At 71.0% G+C, this 17729-nt stretch carries 14 protein-coding genes, 1 pseudogene and 1 riboswitch; of the genes and pseudogenes, 5 read left to right on the top strand and 10 right to left on the bottom strand.

Features of this window, described 5'->3' with window-relative positions:
• Nucleotides 1–260: 260 nt before the first annotated feature.
• From AXW62_RS30230 to AXW62_RS30185, 10 genes and pseudogenes are all read right to left on the bottom strand, one after another.
• Nucleotides 261–572: pseudogene (locus tag AXW62_RS30230) on the bottom strand (ArsR/SmtB family transcription factor); the annotation flags it as partial.
• A 124-nt stretch (nucleotides 573–696) separates the two neighbouring features.
• Complete coding sequence (locus AXW62_RS30225; protein ID WP_030823598.1) at nucleotides 697–1356, bottom strand: trimeric intracellular cation channel family protein; 660 nt, start codon at nucleotides 1354–1356, stop codon at nucleotides 697–699.
• A 53-nt stretch (nucleotides 1357–1409) separates the two neighbouring features.
• Nucleotides 1410–2486, bottom strand: coding sequence for an ABC transporter ATP-binding protein (locus AXW62_RS30220; protein WP_037644965.1), 1077 nt, complete (start codon nucleotides 2484–2486; stop codon nucleotides 1410–1412).
• A 20-nt stretch (nucleotides 2487–2506) separates the two neighbouring features.
• Nucleotides 2507–3652 (bottom strand): ABC transporter ATP-binding protein, encoded by a 1146-nt coding sequence (locus tag AXW62_RS30215; RefSeq protein WP_252368797.1) that lies wholly within the window; start codon nucleotides 3650–3652, stop codon nucleotides 2507–2509.
• On the bottom strand, nucleotides 3649–4647 hold the full coding sequence (locus AXW62_RS30210; protein WP_051885610.1) for an ABC transporter permease: 999 nt from the start codon (nucleotides 4645–4647) through the stop codon (nucleotides 3649–3651). Before AXW62_RS30210 ends, AXW62_RS30215 begins: the two co-directional genes overlap by 4 nt.
• 139 nt (nucleotides 4648–4786) lie before the next feature.
• Nucleotides 4787–6547, bottom strand: a complete 1761-nt coding sequence (locus AXW62_RS30205) for an ABC transporter substrate-binding protein (protein WP_174556450.1) — start codon at nucleotides 6545–6547, stop codon at nucleotides 4787–4789.
• Between the two features lie 137 nt (nucleotides 6548–6684).
• Nucleotides 6685–7689: an ABC transporter permease gene (locus AXW62_RS30200; protein WP_030823607.1), complete on the bottom strand. Its 1005-nt coding sequence runs from the start codon at nucleotides 7687–7689 to the stop codon at nucleotides 6685–6687.
• A 404-nt stretch (nucleotides 7690–8093) separates the two neighbouring features.
• Nucleotides 8094–8888 (bottom strand): enhanced serine sensitivity protein SseB C-terminal domain-containing protein, encoded by a 795-nt coding sequence (locus AXW62_RS30195; protein ID WP_030823610.1) that lies wholly within the window; start codon nucleotides 8886–8888, stop codon nucleotides 8094–8096.
• A gap of 111 nt (nucleotides 8889–8999) precedes the next feature.
• Entirely contained in the window at nucleotides 9000–9866 is an 867-nt protein-coding gene (locus tag AXW62_RS30190) for an enhanced serine sensitivity protein SseB (RefSeq protein ID WP_244503242.1), read from the bottom strand.
• Nucleotides 9867–10167: 301 nt separating this feature from the next.
• On the bottom strand, nucleotides 10168–10839 hold the full coding sequence (locus AXW62_RS30185) for an AAA family ATPase (protein WP_252368796.1): 672 nt from the start codon (nucleotides 10837–10839) through the stop codon (nucleotides 10168–10170).
• 204 nt (nucleotides 10840–11043) lie between these two features.
• Nucleotides 11044–11153: riboswitch (glycine riboswitch) on the top strand.
• A gap of 170 nt (nucleotides 11154–11323) precedes the next feature.
• Between AXW62_RS30185 and gcvT the strand changes: the two genes are divergently transcribed.
• The 5 genes from gcvT to AXW62_RS30160 all read left to right on the top strand — a co-directional run bounded on the left by gcvT (nucleotide 11324) and on the right by AXW62_RS30160 (nucleotide 17727).
• Complete coding sequence (gcvT, locus tag AXW62_RS30180; RefSeq protein ID WP_060947305.1) at nucleotides 11324–12451, top strand: glycine cleavage system aminomethyltransferase GcvT; 1128 nt, start codon at nucleotides 11324–11326, stop codon at nucleotides 12449–12451.
• Nucleotides 12452–12614: 163 nt separating this feature from the next.
• A complete protein-coding gene (gcvH, locus tag AXW62_RS30175; protein WP_060947304.1) occupies nucleotides 12615–12995 on the top strand; it encodes a glycine cleavage system protein GcvH in 381 nt (126 codons plus the stop codon).
• 26 nt (nucleotides 12996–13021) lie between these two features.
• The gene (gene glyA, locus AXW62_RS30170; RefSeq protein WP_060947303.1) at nucleotides 13022–14302 is read left to right on the top strand and encodes a serine hydroxymethyltransferase; all 1281 of its coding nucleotides are present in this window, start codon (nucleotides 13022–13024) and stop codon (nucleotides 14300–14302) included.
• A 119-nt stretch (nucleotides 14303–14421) separates the two neighbouring features.
• On the top strand, nucleotides 14422–15804 hold the full coding sequence (locus tag AXW62_RS30165) for an L-serine ammonia-lyase (RefSeq protein ID WP_060947302.1): 1383 nt from the start codon (nucleotides 14422–14424) through the stop codon (nucleotides 15802–15804).
• 597 nt (nucleotides 15805–16401) lie between these two features.
• Complete coding sequence (locus AXW62_RS30160) at nucleotides 16402–17727, top strand: hypothetical protein (protein WP_252368795.1); 1326 nt, start codon at nucleotides 16402–16404, stop codon at nucleotides 17725–17727.
• The last annotated feature ends 2 nt before the right edge of the window (nucleotides 17728–17729 follow it).

Genomic DNA, 17729 nt, shown 5'->3' with positions numbered 1-17729 from the left:
TCACGGGCTTCCGGCTCACGCCCTGCCGGGTCTCCCGAGTATCCCGGCTCACGGGCTTCCGGCTCACGGCCCGCCGGGTCTGCCGGGGCTCCCGGCTCCCGGGCTTCGCGGGCTTCCGGCTCACGGCCCGCCGGGTCTCGCGGGTCCCCCGGGCCTTCCAGCTCGCGCGCTTCGCGGGCTCCCGGCACGGCGCGTACGGCGGGTGCGTCCGTCGCGCCAGGGGGTTCCGGCCTCGCGCCCGGAGGTTCCGGCATCGCGCCCGGAAGTTCCGGCATCGCGTCCAGGTGCCGTTCGAGCGCGTCGAGGCGGTCGGTCCACAGTCGGCGGTACGGCGCGAGCCAGGCGTCCACCTCGGCCAGCGGCTCCGGGCACAGCTCGTACCAGCGACGCTGGGCGTCCCGGCGGACCCGCACCAGACCGGCTTCGCGCAGCACCCGCAGGTGCTTGGAGGTGCCCGGCTGAGTGAGCCCGAGCCGCTCGGTCAGCTCACCGACCAGACGGGGGCGCTCCAGCAGGAGGTCCAGGATCTGGCGTCGGCTCGGCTCCGCGAGCACGTCGAACGGTATGACCATGACCCTAACATAACGAGGCGGCTATATAACCGCAAGGGAATGGAGTTCCGCGCCGGGTACAGTTGTCCTCTCCGGACAACTGCCGTTCGACGCCGCCGCGTTCGCGCGTCCCGGCCGGAGTCCGTCAGACCTCCTCCGTCGCCGTACTGCGCCGGTTCCACGCCCTCGGCGCCCGCCAGCCGAACCGCATCGCCAGCAGCCGCACCGCGAACGCCACGGCCGCCGCGAGCGCGCTCGTGGCGGCCGTCAGGGCGTGGAAGTGGAGCAGCAGCGCCGCCGTCGAGGAGCCGACGATGGCCGGGACGGCGTACAGGTCCCGGTCCCAGCGCAGCAGTGAGGGCACCTCGTGGGCGAGGAGATCGCGGAGCACACCGCCACCGACCGCCGTGGCCATGCCGAGGGTGACGGAGGAGGTGAGGCCGAGACCGAAGTCGTGCGCCTTCATGGTGCCCTCGACGCAGAACAGCCCCAGCCCGGCGGCGTCGAAGACCCCCACCGCCGCCGTGATCCGCTCGACCTCGGGGTGGAGGAAGAAGACGAGGGCGGTGGCGACGAGCGGGGTGAGGAAGTAGCCGAGGTCGGTGAAGGCGATGGGCGGCACCGCGCCGATCACCAGGTCGCGGAAAACGCCGCCGCCCAGCGCGGTGACCTCGGCGAGCACCGCCATGCCGAAGACGTCGAAGTTCTTGCGCACGGCGAGCAGCGCGCCGGAGATGGCGAAGACGAATATCCCGGCGACCTCGAGGCCGTGCTGGACGGACGGGGTGAACAGTTCGATGAGCACCCGCCATTGTTGAACGGCGGATGCCCCCGGCTCCGTTCCGGCCCCGTCCCGTCTCAGCTGTCGGTCTTCTTCGTCACCTTCCGTGCCGCCTCGGCCCCGGGCTTCTCGGCCGGTGCCCGGTCGGCCGCGTTCTCCGGGTGGTGGCAGGCCGCCTGGTGGCCGGTGGCCAGCGTCAGCAGCGGCGGCTCCTGGGTCGTGCACACCTCGGTCGCCTTCCAGCACCGGGTGTGGAAGCGGCAGCCGGACGGCGGCGCGATCGGCGAGGGCACATCGCCCTTGAGCAGGATCCGCTCACGCTTGGCGCGCCGCCTGGGGTCCGGCACCGGCACCGCGGACAGCAGCGCCTTGGTGTACGGGTGCATGGGACGCTCGTAGAGGTCCTTGCGGTCGGCCAGCTCGACGATCTTCCCCAGGTACATCACCGCGATCCGGTCCGAGACGTGGCGGATCACCGACAGGTCGTGCGCGATGATCACATACGTCAGGCCCAGTTCGTCCTGGAGGTCGTCCAGCAGGTTGACCACCTGCGCCTGGATCGACACGTCCAGCGCCGAGACCGGTTCGTCGGCGACGACCAGCTTGGGCTTGAGGGCCAGTGCGCGGGCGATGCCGATGCGCTGCCGCTGGCCGCCGGAGAACTCGTGCGGATAGCGGTTGTAGTGCTCCGGGTTGAGCCCGACTAGCGCCAGCAGCCGCTGGACCTCGGCCTTGACACCGCCCTCCGGAGTGACGCCCTGGAGCCGGAAGGGGGCGCTGATGATCGCGCCGACGGTGTGCCGGGGGTTCAGCGAGGAGTACGGGTCCTGGAAGATCATCTGGACGTCACGGCGCATCGGCCGCATCTGGGCCGTGTTCAGATGCGTGATGTCCTTGCCCTCGAACTCGATCGTCCCCGAGGTGGGTTCGAGCAGTCGGGTGACCAGCCGCCCCATGGTGGACTTGCCGCAGCCCGACTCGCCCACCACGCCCAGGGTCTCCCCCGGCCGGACGTCGAAGTCCAGCCCGTCGACCGCCTGCACCGCACCGGCCTGCCGCTGCAGCAGCCCCTTCTTGATGGGGAAGTGCTTGACCAGGCCCGACACCTTCAGCAGGGGCTCGGGCGACGACGTCGCCTGCTCCGGGACCGTCATCTTCGGATCCTTCGTGTCGGTCACAGCTTCGGCGCAATCTCTTCGGTCCAGATCCGGGTGCGCTCCTCCTGCGTCATATGGCACGCGGAGAAGTGCCCGCCGTCCCCGGCCTCCCGCAGCTCCGGCCGCTCCGTACGGGTGATGTTGTCCTTCGGCACATCGGCGTACGGGCAGCGCGGGTGGAAGGCACAGCCGGACGGCACATTGATCAGACTGGGCGGGGAGCCCTTGACCGGGATGAGCCGGTCGGTCTGGTCGCGGTCGATACGGGGCATCGAGCCCAGCAGCCCCCAGGTGTAGGGGTGCTGGGGCTCGTAGAAGACCTTCTCGGCCGGGCCGCGCTCGACGCAGCGGCCGCCGTACATCACCAGCAGGTCGTCGGCGAGCTCGGCGACCACGCCCAGGTCGTGGGTGATGATGATGACCGCGGAGCCGAACTCCTTCTGCAGGTCCCGGATCAGGTCGAGGATCTGCGCCTGCACGGTGACGTCCAGGGCGGTGGTCGGCTCGTCGGCGATCAGCAGCTCGGGGTTGTTGACCAGCGCCATCGCGATCATGGCGCGCTGGCGCATCCCGCCGGAGAACTCGTGCGGATAGCTGTCCACCCGCTTGTCGGGCTGCGGGATGCCGACGCGGTCCAGCAGCTCGATCGCGCGCTTGCGGGCCACCTCCTTGGTGACCTCGTGGTGCACCCGGTACGCCTCGATGATCTGACGGCCGATGGTGTAGTACGGGTGCAGCGCGGACAGCGGATCCTGGAAGATCATCGACATCTCGCGGCCGCGCAGCTTGCGCACCTCGTCGGGGTCGGCGCCCAGCAGCTCCTGGCCGTTCAGCCAGATCTCACCGGAGATCCGCGCCTTGCGGCGGCCGTACTGCCCGGCGGTGTGCAGCCCCATGATGCCGAGCGAGGTGACGGACTTGCCGGAGCCGGACTCGCCGACGATGCCGAGGGTCTTGCCCTTCTCCAGCCGGAAGCTGAGCCCGTCCACGGACTTCACCAGACCGTCGTCGGTCGGGAAGTGGACGCGCAGATCACGCACCTCGAGGAAGGCGGTGGGGGCGGGGGAGCCCGCCGCCGCCACCTCCCCCGTGGCGGCGGCTGTGGTGGCCGGCAGGGCGCCGGTGGCGCCCTCGGGCTGTCCGGGCTGTGACAGATCGGTCATCCGAGCCTCACTCGCGGGTCGATGACGGCGTACAGGAGGTCCACGACGAGGTTGGCGATCACGATGAAGATGGCCGCGATCAGGGTGACGCCGAGGATGACCGGCAGGTCCTTGTCGGTGATCGCGTTCACCGCGAGCCGTCCGAGGCCGGGCAGGTTGTAGGTGGACTCGGTGAGGACCGCGCCGCCCAGCAGCGCGCCCAGGTCGAGGCCGAGCAGGGTGAGGATCGGGGTCCAGGTCGAGCGCATCGCGTGCCGGCCGATCACCACACGTTCCCGCAGGCCCTTGGCGCGGGCGGTGCGGATGTAGTCCTCGCCCATGATCTCGAGCATGGTGGCCCGGGTGAGCCGGGCGTACATCGCCGCGTAGAGGAAGGCGAGGGTGATCCACGGCAGGATCAGGCTCTCGAACCACATCGCCGGATCGTCACCGAACGGCTTGTAGTCCACGTTGACCCACTTCAGCGAGTAGCTGAAGATCGCCAGCGAGAGCAGACCGGTGAAGTAGATCGGCAGCGAGACACCGGCCAGCGCGACCGTCATCGCCGACCGGTCCCACAGGGTGCCCCGGCGCAGCGCGGAGACGACACCGGTGGTGATGCCGCCGACCAGCCACAGCAGACAGGCGCCCGCGGCGAGCGAGAGGGTGACCGGCAGCGCGTCGGTGAGCTGCGGCCACACCGCCTGCTCGGTGCGGAAGGAGTAGCCGAAGCAGGGCGCCGGGCAGTGGGTGACGTCCGTGCCGTTGGCGTAGTCCCGGCCGACGAAGAGGCCCTGGACGAAGTGCCAGAACTGCACCAGGACCGGATCACCGAGGCTGAGCTTCTGCCGGATGCCCTCGATGGCCTCCGGGTCGGCCTGCTTGCCGACGAACAGCAGCGCGGGGTCGGTACCGGCCCACTTCGGGATCACGAAGAAGATGGCGAAGGTCGTGAGGGTGACGACCAACAGCATCACGACGACGGCGAACAAGCGCCGGATGAGATAAGCAAGCACTGTGCGCGGCCCGGGGGTGGCCCGTGATCCCCCGGATGAGGGGGATCACGGGCCACCGCCCGCGGCCATCACCTGCCCTTCGGGCCTATCGGGTGCGGCGATGGTGGGGGTGTGCGACGGCGGGTCGGGTGACCTGCCGTCACTTGACGACGCCCAGCTGGGAGTAGTCGTAGCGGCCGTTGTAGGCCGCCGACGAGAAGGCGTTCGTCAGCCGCGAGCTGCGCCAGGTGATGTTCTTCTCGTACATGAACGGCATCTGCACCGCCAGGTCGCTGACCTTGTGGTTCATCTGCTGGTAGATGGCACCGGCCTTGTCCGGGTCGGTCTCCTTCAGCGCCTGGTCGAAGAACTTGTTGATCTCCGGGTCGTTGGTCTCGGAGACGTTGTAGTTACCGGTCTGCTGGATGAAGCGGCCGTCGATCAGCGGCTGGGAGAAGCCCTGGCCGGTGGGGAAGTCCGGGCCCCAGCCGGTCATGGACATGCCGTAGCCGCGCTTCTTCATCACCGACGGAGAGCCGGTGATGCTGGCCGAGGACTGGCCCTGGATCGGCTCCACGTTGAGGGTGATGCCGACCTTCTTCAGCGACGCCTGCAGCGCCTCGGCGGCATCGACCTCGGCAGGCTGGTCGTTGCGGGCCACGATGGTGGTGGAGAAGCCGTTCGGCTTGCCGCACTGCTTCAGCTCGTCCTTGGCCTTGGCCGGGTCCGGCTTGCCGCCGCGCTTGAGGATGCCGTACGGGTCGTAGTCGTCCGCGCCCTTGACGCTCTTGGGGAGCATGTTGGTGGCGAGGTCACCGCCGGCCTGCGGGCCGCCGCGGGTGGTCTGGAGCGACTTGTAGTCGGCGCCGTAGATGACCGCCTTGCGGCAGTGGACGTTGTCGAACGGCTTGACCTTGGTGGCGAAGTCGACGTACCGGACGAAGCTGGTGGTGATGTTGTCGACGTTGCCCTTGTGCTGCTTGAGCGCGTCGTTGCGGCCCGAGGGGGTCATCCCGGTGGCGCTGAGGAAGACGTCGTAGTCGCCCTTGATCAGCAGCCGGTCGATCGCCTCCAGGTTGGAGTTGAAGGTGACCGTGATCTTGTCCGGCAGGGCCGGGCGGATCGGGTCGGACGCCTTCTTCCAGTGCGTGTTGCGGACCATGGCCAGGCTCTTGCCCGGGGTGTACGACTGGACCTTGTACGGACCGGAGGAGAACGGCCGGTTGCTGTACTTGGCGCCGGTGTCCTTGTCCGCCTTCACCGGGGAGCCGGTCGGCATCGCGAGCATCTGCTCGAAGTCACCGTTGGGCTTGGCGAGGTGGAAGACGACGGTCTTGGCGTCCGGCGTCTCGATCGCCTTCAGGCCCAGCTTGTCCTTGGACTTGTCCTTGTAGGGGCCCTTGTACTCGCCCTTGGGGTCCAGGACCTGGCGCAGATAGCCGGGACCGCCGGAGACCACGTCCTTGGCCCAGATGCGCTCGATGCCGTACTTCACGTCCTGGGCGGTGATCGGGGAGCCGTCCTCCCAGGAGATCCCGTCGCGCAGGGTGTAGGTGTAGGTCTTGCCACCGTCCGAGATCTTGGCGGTGGAGGTGGCGAGGTCCGGGACCAGCTCATTGGCGGCGGTGCCCGGCTTGGGCGCGTAGGAGATCAGTTGGCGCGTGTAGAACCGCGCGAAGTCCCAGGCGAAACCGTAGTACTGACGCTGCGGGTCGAGGGAGTCGAACTCCTGCTTGTTGATGAACTTGAGGGTGCCGCCCTTCTTGGCGGACTTGGCGGCGACGCCCTTCACCGCGGCGTTGAACCCGGCACCCGACCCCTCGTCGTCGGAACCGCCGCCACCACAGGCCGCGGTGGCCAGGAGAGCGCCGACGACTGCCGCCGCTCCGGCGATGCGCCTGCTTCTCGAGAGCCGTTTCATAGTTGTTGCAACCTCCGGGGTAGCGGTCCTAGGCATGGCGCCGCGGAATTCTTCGGGGAGCCTCCTGCCGGACGGGGCAGGGGCTGATGCGTTCGGGTACAACGGGCCCGCATGGGGGCGTGCCGTGCGCCTCACCGTCATCGGGTGCCCTTCGGGTCGAGCGCGTCGCGGACGCCGTCGCCGAAGAGGTTGAAGGCCAGCACCGTGATGAAGATGGCCGCACCCGGGATGATCATGAACATGGGATCGTCCTCATAGGTGCCGACCGCCTTGGAGAGCATCTGCCCCCAGGACGCGGTGGGCGGCTTCACGCCCGCGCCGAGGAAGCTGAGCGCGGCCTCGGTGAGGATGTTGGTGGGGATCATCAGCGTCGTGTAGACGGTGATCGGCGCCACCAGGTTGGGCAGCAGCTCACGGAAGAGAATGTAGCGCCGGCCCGCGCCCAGGCTCCGCGCGGCCTCCACGTACTCCTTCTCGCGCAGCGACAGCGTCTGGCCGCGCACGATGCGGCCGACGTACGGCCAGCCGAAGAAGCCGATGACCGAGACCAGGATGGCGATGCGCACTCCACTGCCGGTCAGTCCCAGCAGGTCGTTGGGGAGCACCGAGACCAGGGAGATGATGAAGAGCAGCTGCGGGAAGGCCAGCAGCATGTCCATCACGCGGCTGATCAGCGAGTCCACCCAGCCGCCGAAGTATCCGGCGATGATGCCGAAAACCGTGCCCAGGACCACCGCGACCACCGCCGCGAGGAAGGCCACCAGCAGCGAGATCCGGGCGCCGTAGACGACCCGGCTGAACACGTCGCGGCCGTTGGACGGCTCCACGCCGAAGAGGAAGTCCGAGCTGATACCGCCCAGGGATCCCTTCGGGGTGCCGAACAGCGGGTCGATCTCCTCCTGGTGGAACTCGTTGGGCGGATGCCCGAGCAGACTCACGATCAGCGGGGCGAAGACCGCCACCAGGACCAGGAAGACGACAACGATGCCACCCGCCAGTGCGAGCTTGTCCCGCTTCAGGCGTGTCCAGGCGATCTGCCGCAGCGATCTGCCTTCGACGGACGCTTTGACCACATCCGCCGCTACATCGGCAGTCGCGACCGGATCGCTGTCCGTGCTCGTGCCGTGCAATGGTGCCGTCATCGTGGTGGAGACCCCTCTCGACCGGTGGTGACCGGCCCACGACTCGCCGCGGTAGCGGCTTCGTTCACAACCTGGGTGAAAGTCGCGTTTCTCGTACGGAACCTTGTCGGAAGGGGTCGTACGCGGGAACCGCACCCCTTGGAGCGGGAGTCTTCAACGCGTTTGTGATCACCCGCCAGTACTCCCGGGCAATGGATGCCTAACCGTGATGTGGGGAGGACCCCTCCGCTATACGGACGGTCGCGACACGAGAACGCAGCAGTAACATCGCGTCCGTTATGGGGTGTTCGGCCTCTTACGGCCGGAAGGGCGGGCGGGCATTCCCGTCAAGCGGCCCAGTTCGCCCCCGCCTCCGGGCCGCGCTTCCGGCCGGTGCCGGCGGTCGGCCGGGCCCGGTGCGCGGATCAGAACGCCTGACGCGGCGGCGGGTAGCCGTAGCCGTAGGACGGCGCGGCGGGCGCGGCGCCGTAGGCGTCACGGTCGAAGAACGGACGGGCGTTGGCCCGCATCCACAGGGCGACCGGGTCGTACTCGTCGGAGAGCGCGACCGTGGAGACCGGCAGCCCCTCCGGCACGGCGGTGATCGACTGTTCCATCATCACCCGCACCGACTGCACGGCCGGTGCGCTGCTGTCGTACAGATCCAGGCCGATCGCCAGGTACGGGGCGCCCAGCACCGGCTGCACCCAGGCCCGCCGCAGGGACCGCACCACGGTGGTGCGGTGCGCGTTCTGCCCCAGCAGGGCGTAGAACTGGGGGATGTCGATGGCGGGGTCGCTCAGCCGCAGCGGCCCGGCGGGCAGCCGGTCGAGACCGCCGGCGATCCGGCGCAGATCCGGCCACGGGATGCCCACTCCGCCGCCGGGGGCGTGGGGGTTGAGCCAGAGGCCGTAGCGGTCGCGGTAGAGGGAGTCGGCGATCAGGCGTCCGTCGACCACCTCATGCGCACGGTTCCAGCCACTCGCGGCCAGTTCCTGCGCGGAGGTCACACACGGTGCGTAACCGAGGCCGTCCACGTCCATGTTGCCGTACTGGGCGTCGGGCGAACCGGGCGCGCCGTGCCACAGCAGCATCCAGACCTGGCCCTCGCCGATGGCGTGCAGCAGCGCCTCATAGGCGTCGTACCGGCCGGGAGCGACCTGCTGCAACGCTCGCTCAACCTGGCCGGCCGCCGCCCCCCAATCCGCGCCCGCGCTCACCTGGGTCCGCCCCTTCTCTCGGCCTTGCCCGCATCTCACCGGGGAACGTGCCCGCACCCCGCCTGGTCATCAAACCAGCTTACGGGCCCCGGCACCGGAGCGCGGGGCTCGTCAGAGGTCACGGTCGTAGAACGGCCGTACCCGGCCCAGCATCCAGTCGGCCACCGGGTCCCCCTGCGCCACGTCCAGCAGCACCAGCTGGACCTTCCACGGCACCGGCACCGCGCCGAGCGCGCGGCCCAGCGCGTCCACCGCGCGTGCCTGGCCTTCGGGGCCGGGGGCGTCGAGCTGCACGCCGACGAAGAGCGCGGGCTCGTCACCCTCGACGCTGGCCAGCGCGCGCCGGGCGGTCCGCACCCCGGTGTCCTTGGCGAACTCGATCCCGGCGGCGGCCAGGAAGTCCACCGGCTCGTCCTGCCAGTCGGGTTCGAAGAGCCGCACCCGGCCGCCGGTGGCCGGGCCGTCGAGCTCGGTACGCCCGGCGCGGCACAACTCCCGGACGGCGGGCGGGGGAAGCGGTACGCATACGGCGCCACCGGGGTTCACCGCGATGCCGAGCTGGGGCGGCAGCCCGCGGGCGAACTCCACCGCCGGGGCGATGGCGAAGGACATATGGGAGCCGACGACCTGGAGGAACTGCTGCTCGGAGCTGAACACCGGGACATACGCGGCCCCTTCGATCTCCAGGGTGGGCAGATCCAGGCTCGGGCTGCCCGGCCCCCCGCCGTTGGGGAGTGGAACCCAGACGTGACTGCGGGAGAGCGTCTGGACGATACGCGCCCCGGCCCCGGGGACGTCGACGGAGGCGGCGAGCACCTCTTCGAGCTCATTGCCGGGAAACGCCGGACGCGTCAGTTCATCGCCGGGAAAGGCCGGACGCGTCAGCTCATCGCCGGGAAACGCCGGGGGCGCGGCATACGCGCCGTCGGGAAATCCTCCGTGAGCCGGTGCCGCACCGTACTGCTCCGGGAAGCTCATCTTCGTCCAACCGCCATCTCGTCCGACCTGCCCGAAAGCACCCTAACCGCTGGGTGGCGGAGAGCCGGCGGGGCGGGTGTCATCTCCACAGCACTTCCCCACCTCACCCCGCTCGCCGCACTTCCCCGCCTCGCCCCGGCCGCCTCCCGGCACATCCCGCCTCGCCCGGCCGCCGCCGTCACGCTGGGTGATGTCCGGCGTCCGGTTTCCGCCAAGGTCGTCCCGCGCCCGCCGCGCCCCCGGCGCGGGCGGGAAGCACACCGGCACACCGGCACCGGCACACCGGACCGCCGCACGAGGATCACTCGAACGAGATACCGCGCAGCGCGCTCGCGGCCGGCCGGTCCAGCAGCACCGCCGAGGCGCACCCCTTGGGCGGCCGCCCCTCCTCCATCCCCGCGACCAGCCGCCGCACCGCGCGCCGGTGCCGGGCGAAGGCGTATCCGGAGACCCCGCGGCCGCGGGCGGCCTGGCCCTCCCGGGCCACCGCGGCCTCCACGTCCAGCAGCACCATGTGGAGACGGCGGCCCCGGCGCCGGGCGTCCCGCGCCAGCCAGCGGCGGACCCACGGCAGCGCCCCGCAGTCGTGCACCACGACACTGGCGTCCGAGCGCAGCGCCCGGCGCAGCCCGGCGTAGTGGGCGCACCGGACCAGCGGGCGGTAGAGGGCGTAGGGCAGCCAGCCGGGCAGCCGGCGCCCCCACGCCTCCCGGGTGTTCTGCGAGTCCACCCGTGTGACGACGGCGCCCGTCTCGTCCAGGAGGGGCACCGTCCGGTTGATCAGTGTGCTCTTGCCGCTGCCCGGCAGCCCGGAGACGACCAGCACGTCCCCGGCCGGGAAGCGCAGCTCACCCGGGGCCGGGCCGGGACTGGGCACCGCGCCGGCGGGCCACGCCGCGCCGCGCAGATCGTGCACCACGGGTCTTCGGCCGGGGCGGACCACCGGCCCGGAGGCGGTGCGGCCACGCGGCACCGGCAGGGGCCTCTGTGTGGTCGCGTGCGTTCCCTGCCCATGCACCGTGATCGTCCTCCCAGGTCGGTCACCGCTGCTCGTACCCCGCAGAGTGTCAAGGAAAGGTAATGTCCATCAAGAAGGCCGCTCGCGGGCCACCCGGATCGGGGCTTCCCTTCTCGGCCATACGTGCGATGATGTGCGCGCAACTCCATACCGGCCGTTTGACGCCGCGCGGGAGAGTCCTTGGTCACCGGCAGTCGTGCCGGGGTCCAGGGCGCCGAAGGAGCAAGTCCTCCCTTGAATCTCTCAGGCCCCGATACCGCGCGGACGAGGCAGATCTGAAAAGCGGGCCGCGAGGGCGCGGCTCCACCCAAGGTGCAAGCCGGGCCCCTTACGGGCGTCGCGGCGAACCTCTCAGGTTCCGATGACAGATGGGGAGGACGCACGCGTCCTTGCCGTCCGTCCTCGCCGTCGCGCGATCCCGACCCCTGGAGCCTGATCCATGACCGACGCCCCGCCCGCCCCCCGCCGCACCGCGCTGGACGCGCGGCACCGTGCGCTCGGCGCCACCATGACCGACTTCGCCGGCTGGGACATGCCGCTGCGCTACGGCAGCGAGCGCGATGAGCACACCGCGGTGCGCACCCGGGCCGGGCTCTTCGACCTCTCCCACATGGGTGAGATCTCTCTCACCGGTCCGCAGGCCGGGCAGGCCCTGGACCACGCGCTGGTCGGCCACCTGTCCGCGCTCGCCGTGGGCCGCGCCCGCTACACCATGATCTGCGACGACGAGGGCGGCATCCTGGACGACCTGATCGTCTACCGCCTCGGGGACGAACAGTTCCTGGTCGTCGCCAACGCCGCCAACGCCCAGGTGGTGCTGGACGCGCTGACCGAGCGGGCCGGCGGTTTCGAGGCGTCCGTACGGGACGACCGCGACGCCTACGCGCTGATCGCCGTCCAGGGCCCCGAGGCGCAGGGGATCCTGGGCAGCCTGACCGACGCCGACCTGGCCGGGCTGAAGTACTACGCCGGGCTGCCGGGCACCGTCGCGGGCGTCCCCGCCATGATCGCCCGCACCGGCTACACGGGCGAGGACGGCTTCGAGCTGTTCCTGGCGCCGGACGACGCCGAGCGGGTCTGGGAGGCGCTGACCGAGGCGGGCGCCCCGGCGGGCCTGGTGCCCTGCGGTCTGTCCTGCCGGGACACCCTGCGCCTGGAGGCGGGGATGCCGCTGTACGGGCATGAGCTGTCCACCGACATCACCCCCTTCGACGCCGGGCTCGGCCGGGTGGTGAAGTTCGACAAGCCGGGCGACTTCGTGGGCCGCGAGGCCCTGGAGGCGGCGTCCCGGCGGGCGGACAGCGTCACCCCGCGCACCCTGGTCGGCCTGGTCGCCGAGGGCCGCCGGGTGCCGCGCGCCGGATACGCCGTGCTGGCCGCCGACGGCTCGCGGATCGGCCAGGTCACCTCGGGGGCGCCCTCCCCGACCCTGGGCAGGCCGATCGCGATGGCGTACGTGGACGCGCGGTACGCGAAGCCCGGCACCGAGGGGGTCACGGTGGACATCCGCGGCGCCCAGGAGCCGTACGAGGTGGTGGCGCTCCCCTTCTACCGGCGCGAGCGCTGAGCGGGCTGTCCCGCTCCGGCCGCGCCGCACCCCGCGGGCCGCGCGCCCCGTCGGCCGCGCACCCATCGGCCGCGCGCCCCGTCGGCCGCATCCCCTCGGCCGCGCGTCCCACCAGCCAAGACACGTTTCCCAAGCACTCCCCCGTATCCAGGAGAATCGGACCATGAGCAACCCCCAGCAGCTGCGCTACAGCAAGGAGCACGAGTGGCTGTCGGCCGCCGACGAGGACGGCGTGTCGACGATCGGCATCACCGAATTCGCGGCCAACGCGCTCGGCGATGTCGTCTATGTCCAGCTCCCGGATGTCGGCTCCACCGTCTCCGCCGGTGAAACCTGCGGTGAGCTGGAGTCCACCAAGTCGGTCAGCGACCTGTACGCGCCGGTCTCCGGTGAGGTCACCGAGATCAACGAGGACGTGGTGAACGATCCGGCGCTGGTGAACTCCGCCCCCTTCGAGGGCGGCTGGCTGTTCAAGGTGAAGGTGACGGGCGAGCCGGAGGACCTGCTCTCCGCCGACGATTACACCGCCTTCGCCGAAAACTGACCCTCCTCTTTCCGATCGGGACCCTGATGTCGCTTCTGAACAGCTCCCTGCACGAGCTCGACCCGGACGTCGCCGCCGCCGTCGACGCCGAACTCCACCGCCAGCAGTCCACCCTGGAGATGATCGCCTCCGAGAACTTCGCTCCGGCGGCGGTCATGGAGGCCCAGGGCTCGGTCCTGACCAACAAGTACGCCGAGGGCTACCCCGGCCGCCGCTACTACGGCGGCTGTGAGCACGTCGATGTGGTGGAGCAGATCGCCATCGACCGGGTGAAGGAGCTCTTCGGCGCCGAGGCGGCGAACGTCCAGCCGCATTCGGGCGCCCAGGCCAACGCGGCCGCGATGTTCGCGCTGCTCTCCCCCGGCGACACCATCCTCGGGCTGAACCTGGCGCACGGCGGCCATCTGACCCACGGCATGAAGATCAACTTCTCCGGCAAGCTCTACAACGTGGTGCCCTACCACGTGGACGCGAAGACCGGTCTGATCGACATGGAGGAGGTCGAGCGGCTGGCCAAGGAGCACCGCCCCAAGCTGGTGATCGCGGGCTGGTCGGCGTACCCCCGTCAGCTGGACTTCGCGGCCTTCCGCCGGATCGCGGACGAGGTCGGCGCCTACCTGATGGTCGACATGGCCCACTTCGCGGGCCTGGTGGCGGCCGGGCTGCACCCCTCGCCCGTACCGCACGCCCATGTGGTCACCACCACCACCCACAAGACCCTGGGCGGCCCGCGCGGCGGCGTCATCCTCTCCACCGCCGAACTGGCCAAGAAGATCAACTCGGCGGTCTTCCCGGGCCAGCAGGGCGGTCCGCTGGAGCACGTGGTCGCCGCGAAGGCGGTGGCCTTCAAGATCGCGGCCGGCTCGGCCTTCAAGGACCGCCAGGAGCGCACGCTGGAGGGTGCCAAGATCCTCGCCGAGCGGCTGACCCAAGCCGATGTGCGCGAGGCGGGCGTCTCCGTCCTCTCCGGCGGCACCGACGTCCATCTGGTCCTGGTCGACCTGCGCGACTCCGAGCTGGACGGACGGCAGGCCGAGGACCGGCTGCACGAGGTCGGCATCACGGTCAACCGCAACGCGATCCCGAACGACCCGCGGCCCCCGATGGTCACCTCGGGTCTGCGGATCGGCACCCCCGCGCTCGCCACGCGCGGCTTCACCGCCGACGACTTCCGCGAGGTCGCCGACGTGATCGCCGAGACACTCAAGGCGCCCTCCCCCTTCGAGGCAGCCGCCGCGGAGGCGCTGAAGGCCCGGGTCACCGCCCTGGCCGACAAGCACCCGCTGTACCCGCACCTGTCGAAGTAGCCCCGGGGGGATTCCGGAACGACCCCGGAGTCAACCCGGGCACGGGGGCGCGCCCACCCCGGCGCGCCCCCCGCACCACCCCCGCACGCACCCTCACGTGCAGACAAAGGAGTCCCCCGGTGGCCATCTCCGTGTTCGACCTCTTCTCGATCGGCATCGGCCCGTCCAGCTCGCACACCGTCGGCCCGATGCGGGCCGCGCGGATGTTCGTCCGCCGGCTGAAGAACGAGGGTCTGCTGGCCCACACCGCCGCCGTCCGCGCCGAACTCTTCGGCTCGCTGGGCGCCACCGGCCACGGCCACGGCACCCCCAAGGCCGTGCTGCTGGGCCTGGAGGGCCACTCCCCGCGCACCGTCGACGTCGAGGCGGCCGACGGCGAGGTGGCGCGCATCCGCGCCACCAAGCGGCTGCGGCTGCTCGGCGCCGAGATCGGCACCGGCCAGGAGATCGACTTCGATGAGTCGGCCCAGCTGATCCTGCACCGCCGCCGCTCCCTGCCGTACCACGCCAACGGCATGTCGCTGCTGGCCTACGACGCCGGGGGCCATCCGCTGCTGGAGAAGACGTACTACTCGGTCGGCGGCGGCTTCGTGGTGGACGAGGACGCGGTCGGCGAGGACCGCATCAAACTCGACGACACCGTGCTCACCCACCCCTTCCGCACCGGCGACGAACTGCTGCGGCTCTCCCGCGAGACCGGCCTGTCCATCTCGGCCCTGATGCTGGAGAACGAGAAGGCGTGGCGCACCGAAGCCGAGATCCGCGCGGGCCTGCTGGAGATCTGGGAGGTCATGCGGTCCTGCGTCGCCCGGGGCATGTCCCAGGAGGGCATCCTGCCCGGCGGCCTCAAGGTCCGCCGCCGCGCCGCCACCGCCGCCCGCGCCCTGCGCTCCGAGGGCGATCCGGCCGCCCGCGCCATGGAGTGGATCACCCTCTACGCCATGGCGGTCAACGAGGAGAACGCGGCGGGCGGACGCGTGGTCACCGCGCCCACCAACGGCGCGGCCGGCATCATCCCCGCCGTCCTGCACTACTACACCCACTTCGTCCCGGGCGCCGACGAGGAGGGCGTCATCCGCTTCCTCCTCGCCGCGGGCGCGATCGGGATGCTGTTCAAGGAGAACGCCTCGATCTCCGGCGCCGAGGTCGGCTGCCAGGGCGAGGTCGGCTCCGCCTGCTCCATGGCCGCCGGCGGCCTCGCCGAGGTCCTCGGCGGCTCCCCGGAACAGGTGGAGAACGCCGCCGAGATCGGCATGGAACACAACCTCGGCCTGACCTGCGACCCCGTGGGCGGTCTGGTCCAGATCCCCTGTATCGAGCGGAACGGCATGGCCTCGGTCAAGGCGGTCACCGCCGCGCGGATGGCGCTGCGCGGCGACGGCCGCCACCACGTCTCGCTGGACAAGGTCATCAAGACCATGCGGGACACCGGGGCCGATATGAAGGTCAAGTACAAGGAGACGGCGCGGGGCGGGCTCGCGGTCAACGTCATCGAGTGCTGAGGGGGTGGGGTGGCCGGTGACGTCGGCTGATCCGCCGCCGATACGGGTGCCGATGCAGGCGCCGACGCAGACACCGATACACGTGCCGACGCAGGCACCGATACACGTGCCGCTGCGGGTGCCGGTCGGGGCGGACGCGGAGCGCTGGGTCAGCCGCGCGGCGCATCGGCGCGTCCTGCTCGTGGTGCACAACGTCACCTCCGCCGGACGCCTGCTGGACGTGCTGCCGCTGTTCCATGACGACTTCCGGGTGCAGCTCCTGGTCACCTCGACGGGGTCATCCGCGTTCCAGGGCGGGATACGCGAGCTGTTCGCGGAGCTGGAGCTGCCGGTGGTGCCGTGGGAGCAGGCGCTGGAGACGCCGGTGGACCTGGCGGTGTCGGCGAGCTTCGGGGGCCAACTGCATGCGCTTCGGGGGAAATTGACCGTATTGTCGCATGGGGTCGGATATACTAAAAAACTGGCCGCCGGATGCCGGATGCCGGATGCCGGATGCCGGATGCCGGATGCCGGATGCCGGATGCCGGATGCCGGATGCCGGATGCCGGATGCCGGATGCCGGATGCCGGATGCCGGATGCCGGATGCCGGATGCCGGATGCCGGACGCCGGCCGGGTGGCGGAGCCGACCTTCGGTCTGTCGCCGGAGTGGCTGCTGGCGGACGGCAAGCCCTTCGTGGACGGCCTCGTCCTCTCCCACCCGGAGCAGCTGGAGCGGTTGCGGCGGGTATGCCCCGAGGCCGAGGCGGCGTCCGTGCTGGCCGGCGACCCGTGCTTCGACCGTATGCTGGCCGCCCGGCCCCACCGCGAGCGGTTCCGGCGCGCGCTGGGCGTGCGCCGGGGTCAGCGGCTGGTCGTACTGAACTCCACCTGGAACCCGGAGGGTTTCTTCGGCAACGGCGGTGACCAGGACGTCCTGCCGAGCCTGCTGCCCCGCCTCACCGCCGACCTGCCCGCCGACGACTACCGGCTGGCGGCCGTGCTGCACCCCAACATCTGGTACGGGCACGGGCCCGGACAGATCCGGGCCTGGCTGGACCGGGCCCGCCGCGGCGGGCTGACCCTGATCGACCCCGTGCACGCGTGGCGCCAGGCCCTGCTGGCGGCGGATGCCGTCGTGGGGGACTTCGGGGCGGTCTCGTACTACTCCGCGGCTCTGGGCACACCCGTACTGCTGGCATCCGCCGCGCAGGACAGGCTCGACCCGGAGGCGCCGCTCGCCGCGTTCGTCCGGCACGCGCCACGGCTCGACCCGCACGGTCCGCTGCGGGACCAGGTGGAGGAGTTGCTGACACGGCACCGCCCGGCCGCGGATCCGGCGGAGTTCGTCAGCTCGGCCCCGGGCGCGTCGGCGGCGCTGCTGCGGCGGCACTTCTACGCACTGATGGAACTGCCGGAGCCCGAGGCTCCCGCCCTCCTGGAGCCGCTGCCCCTGCCGCCGTACACCCCCGCGCGGCGTACGGCTCCGCTCAACGTCCGTACGCGCGTGCGCGGGGCCGAGGTCCGGATCGAGCGCACCACGGGACACCCGTACGACGCGGTCGGCGAGACCACCCACCTCGCCGTACACGAGGACACCCGGGACCCCGGCGACCTCACCCACGCCGATGTGATCGTGCGCGAGGGGCGACCGGACGATCCGCGGCTCGGCGGCCCGGAGGAGTGGACCGCCGAGGTGCTGCGCCGGTATCCGCACTGCGCGCTCGCCGCGTATGTGACCGGGCCGGACCGGTGCACCGTGCGGACGCGGGACGGCGAGGTGCTCCATCTGTCGGCGGGCCCGGGCGCGGACGCCGCCCCGGCGGCGTACGCCTCAGCGCTGTACGCGTGGCGGGCGGGCGGCGGCACGGTGCCGCCGGGCGGTACGACGCTGCGGGTACGCGCGGCCGGCGGTGTGCACCCGGTGACCGTGGCACCCGCGTGAGC

This window comes from Streptomyces hygroscopicus subsp. hygroscopicus (assembly GCF_001553455.1).
GTDB classification, from domain to species: Bacteria; Actinomycetota; Actinomycetes; order Streptomycetales; family Streptomycetaceae; genus Streptomyces; species Streptomyces hygroscopicus.
The sequence above is the reverse complement of the archived record's forward strand: the minus strand, read 5'-3'. Positions and strand labels throughout refer to the sequence as shown.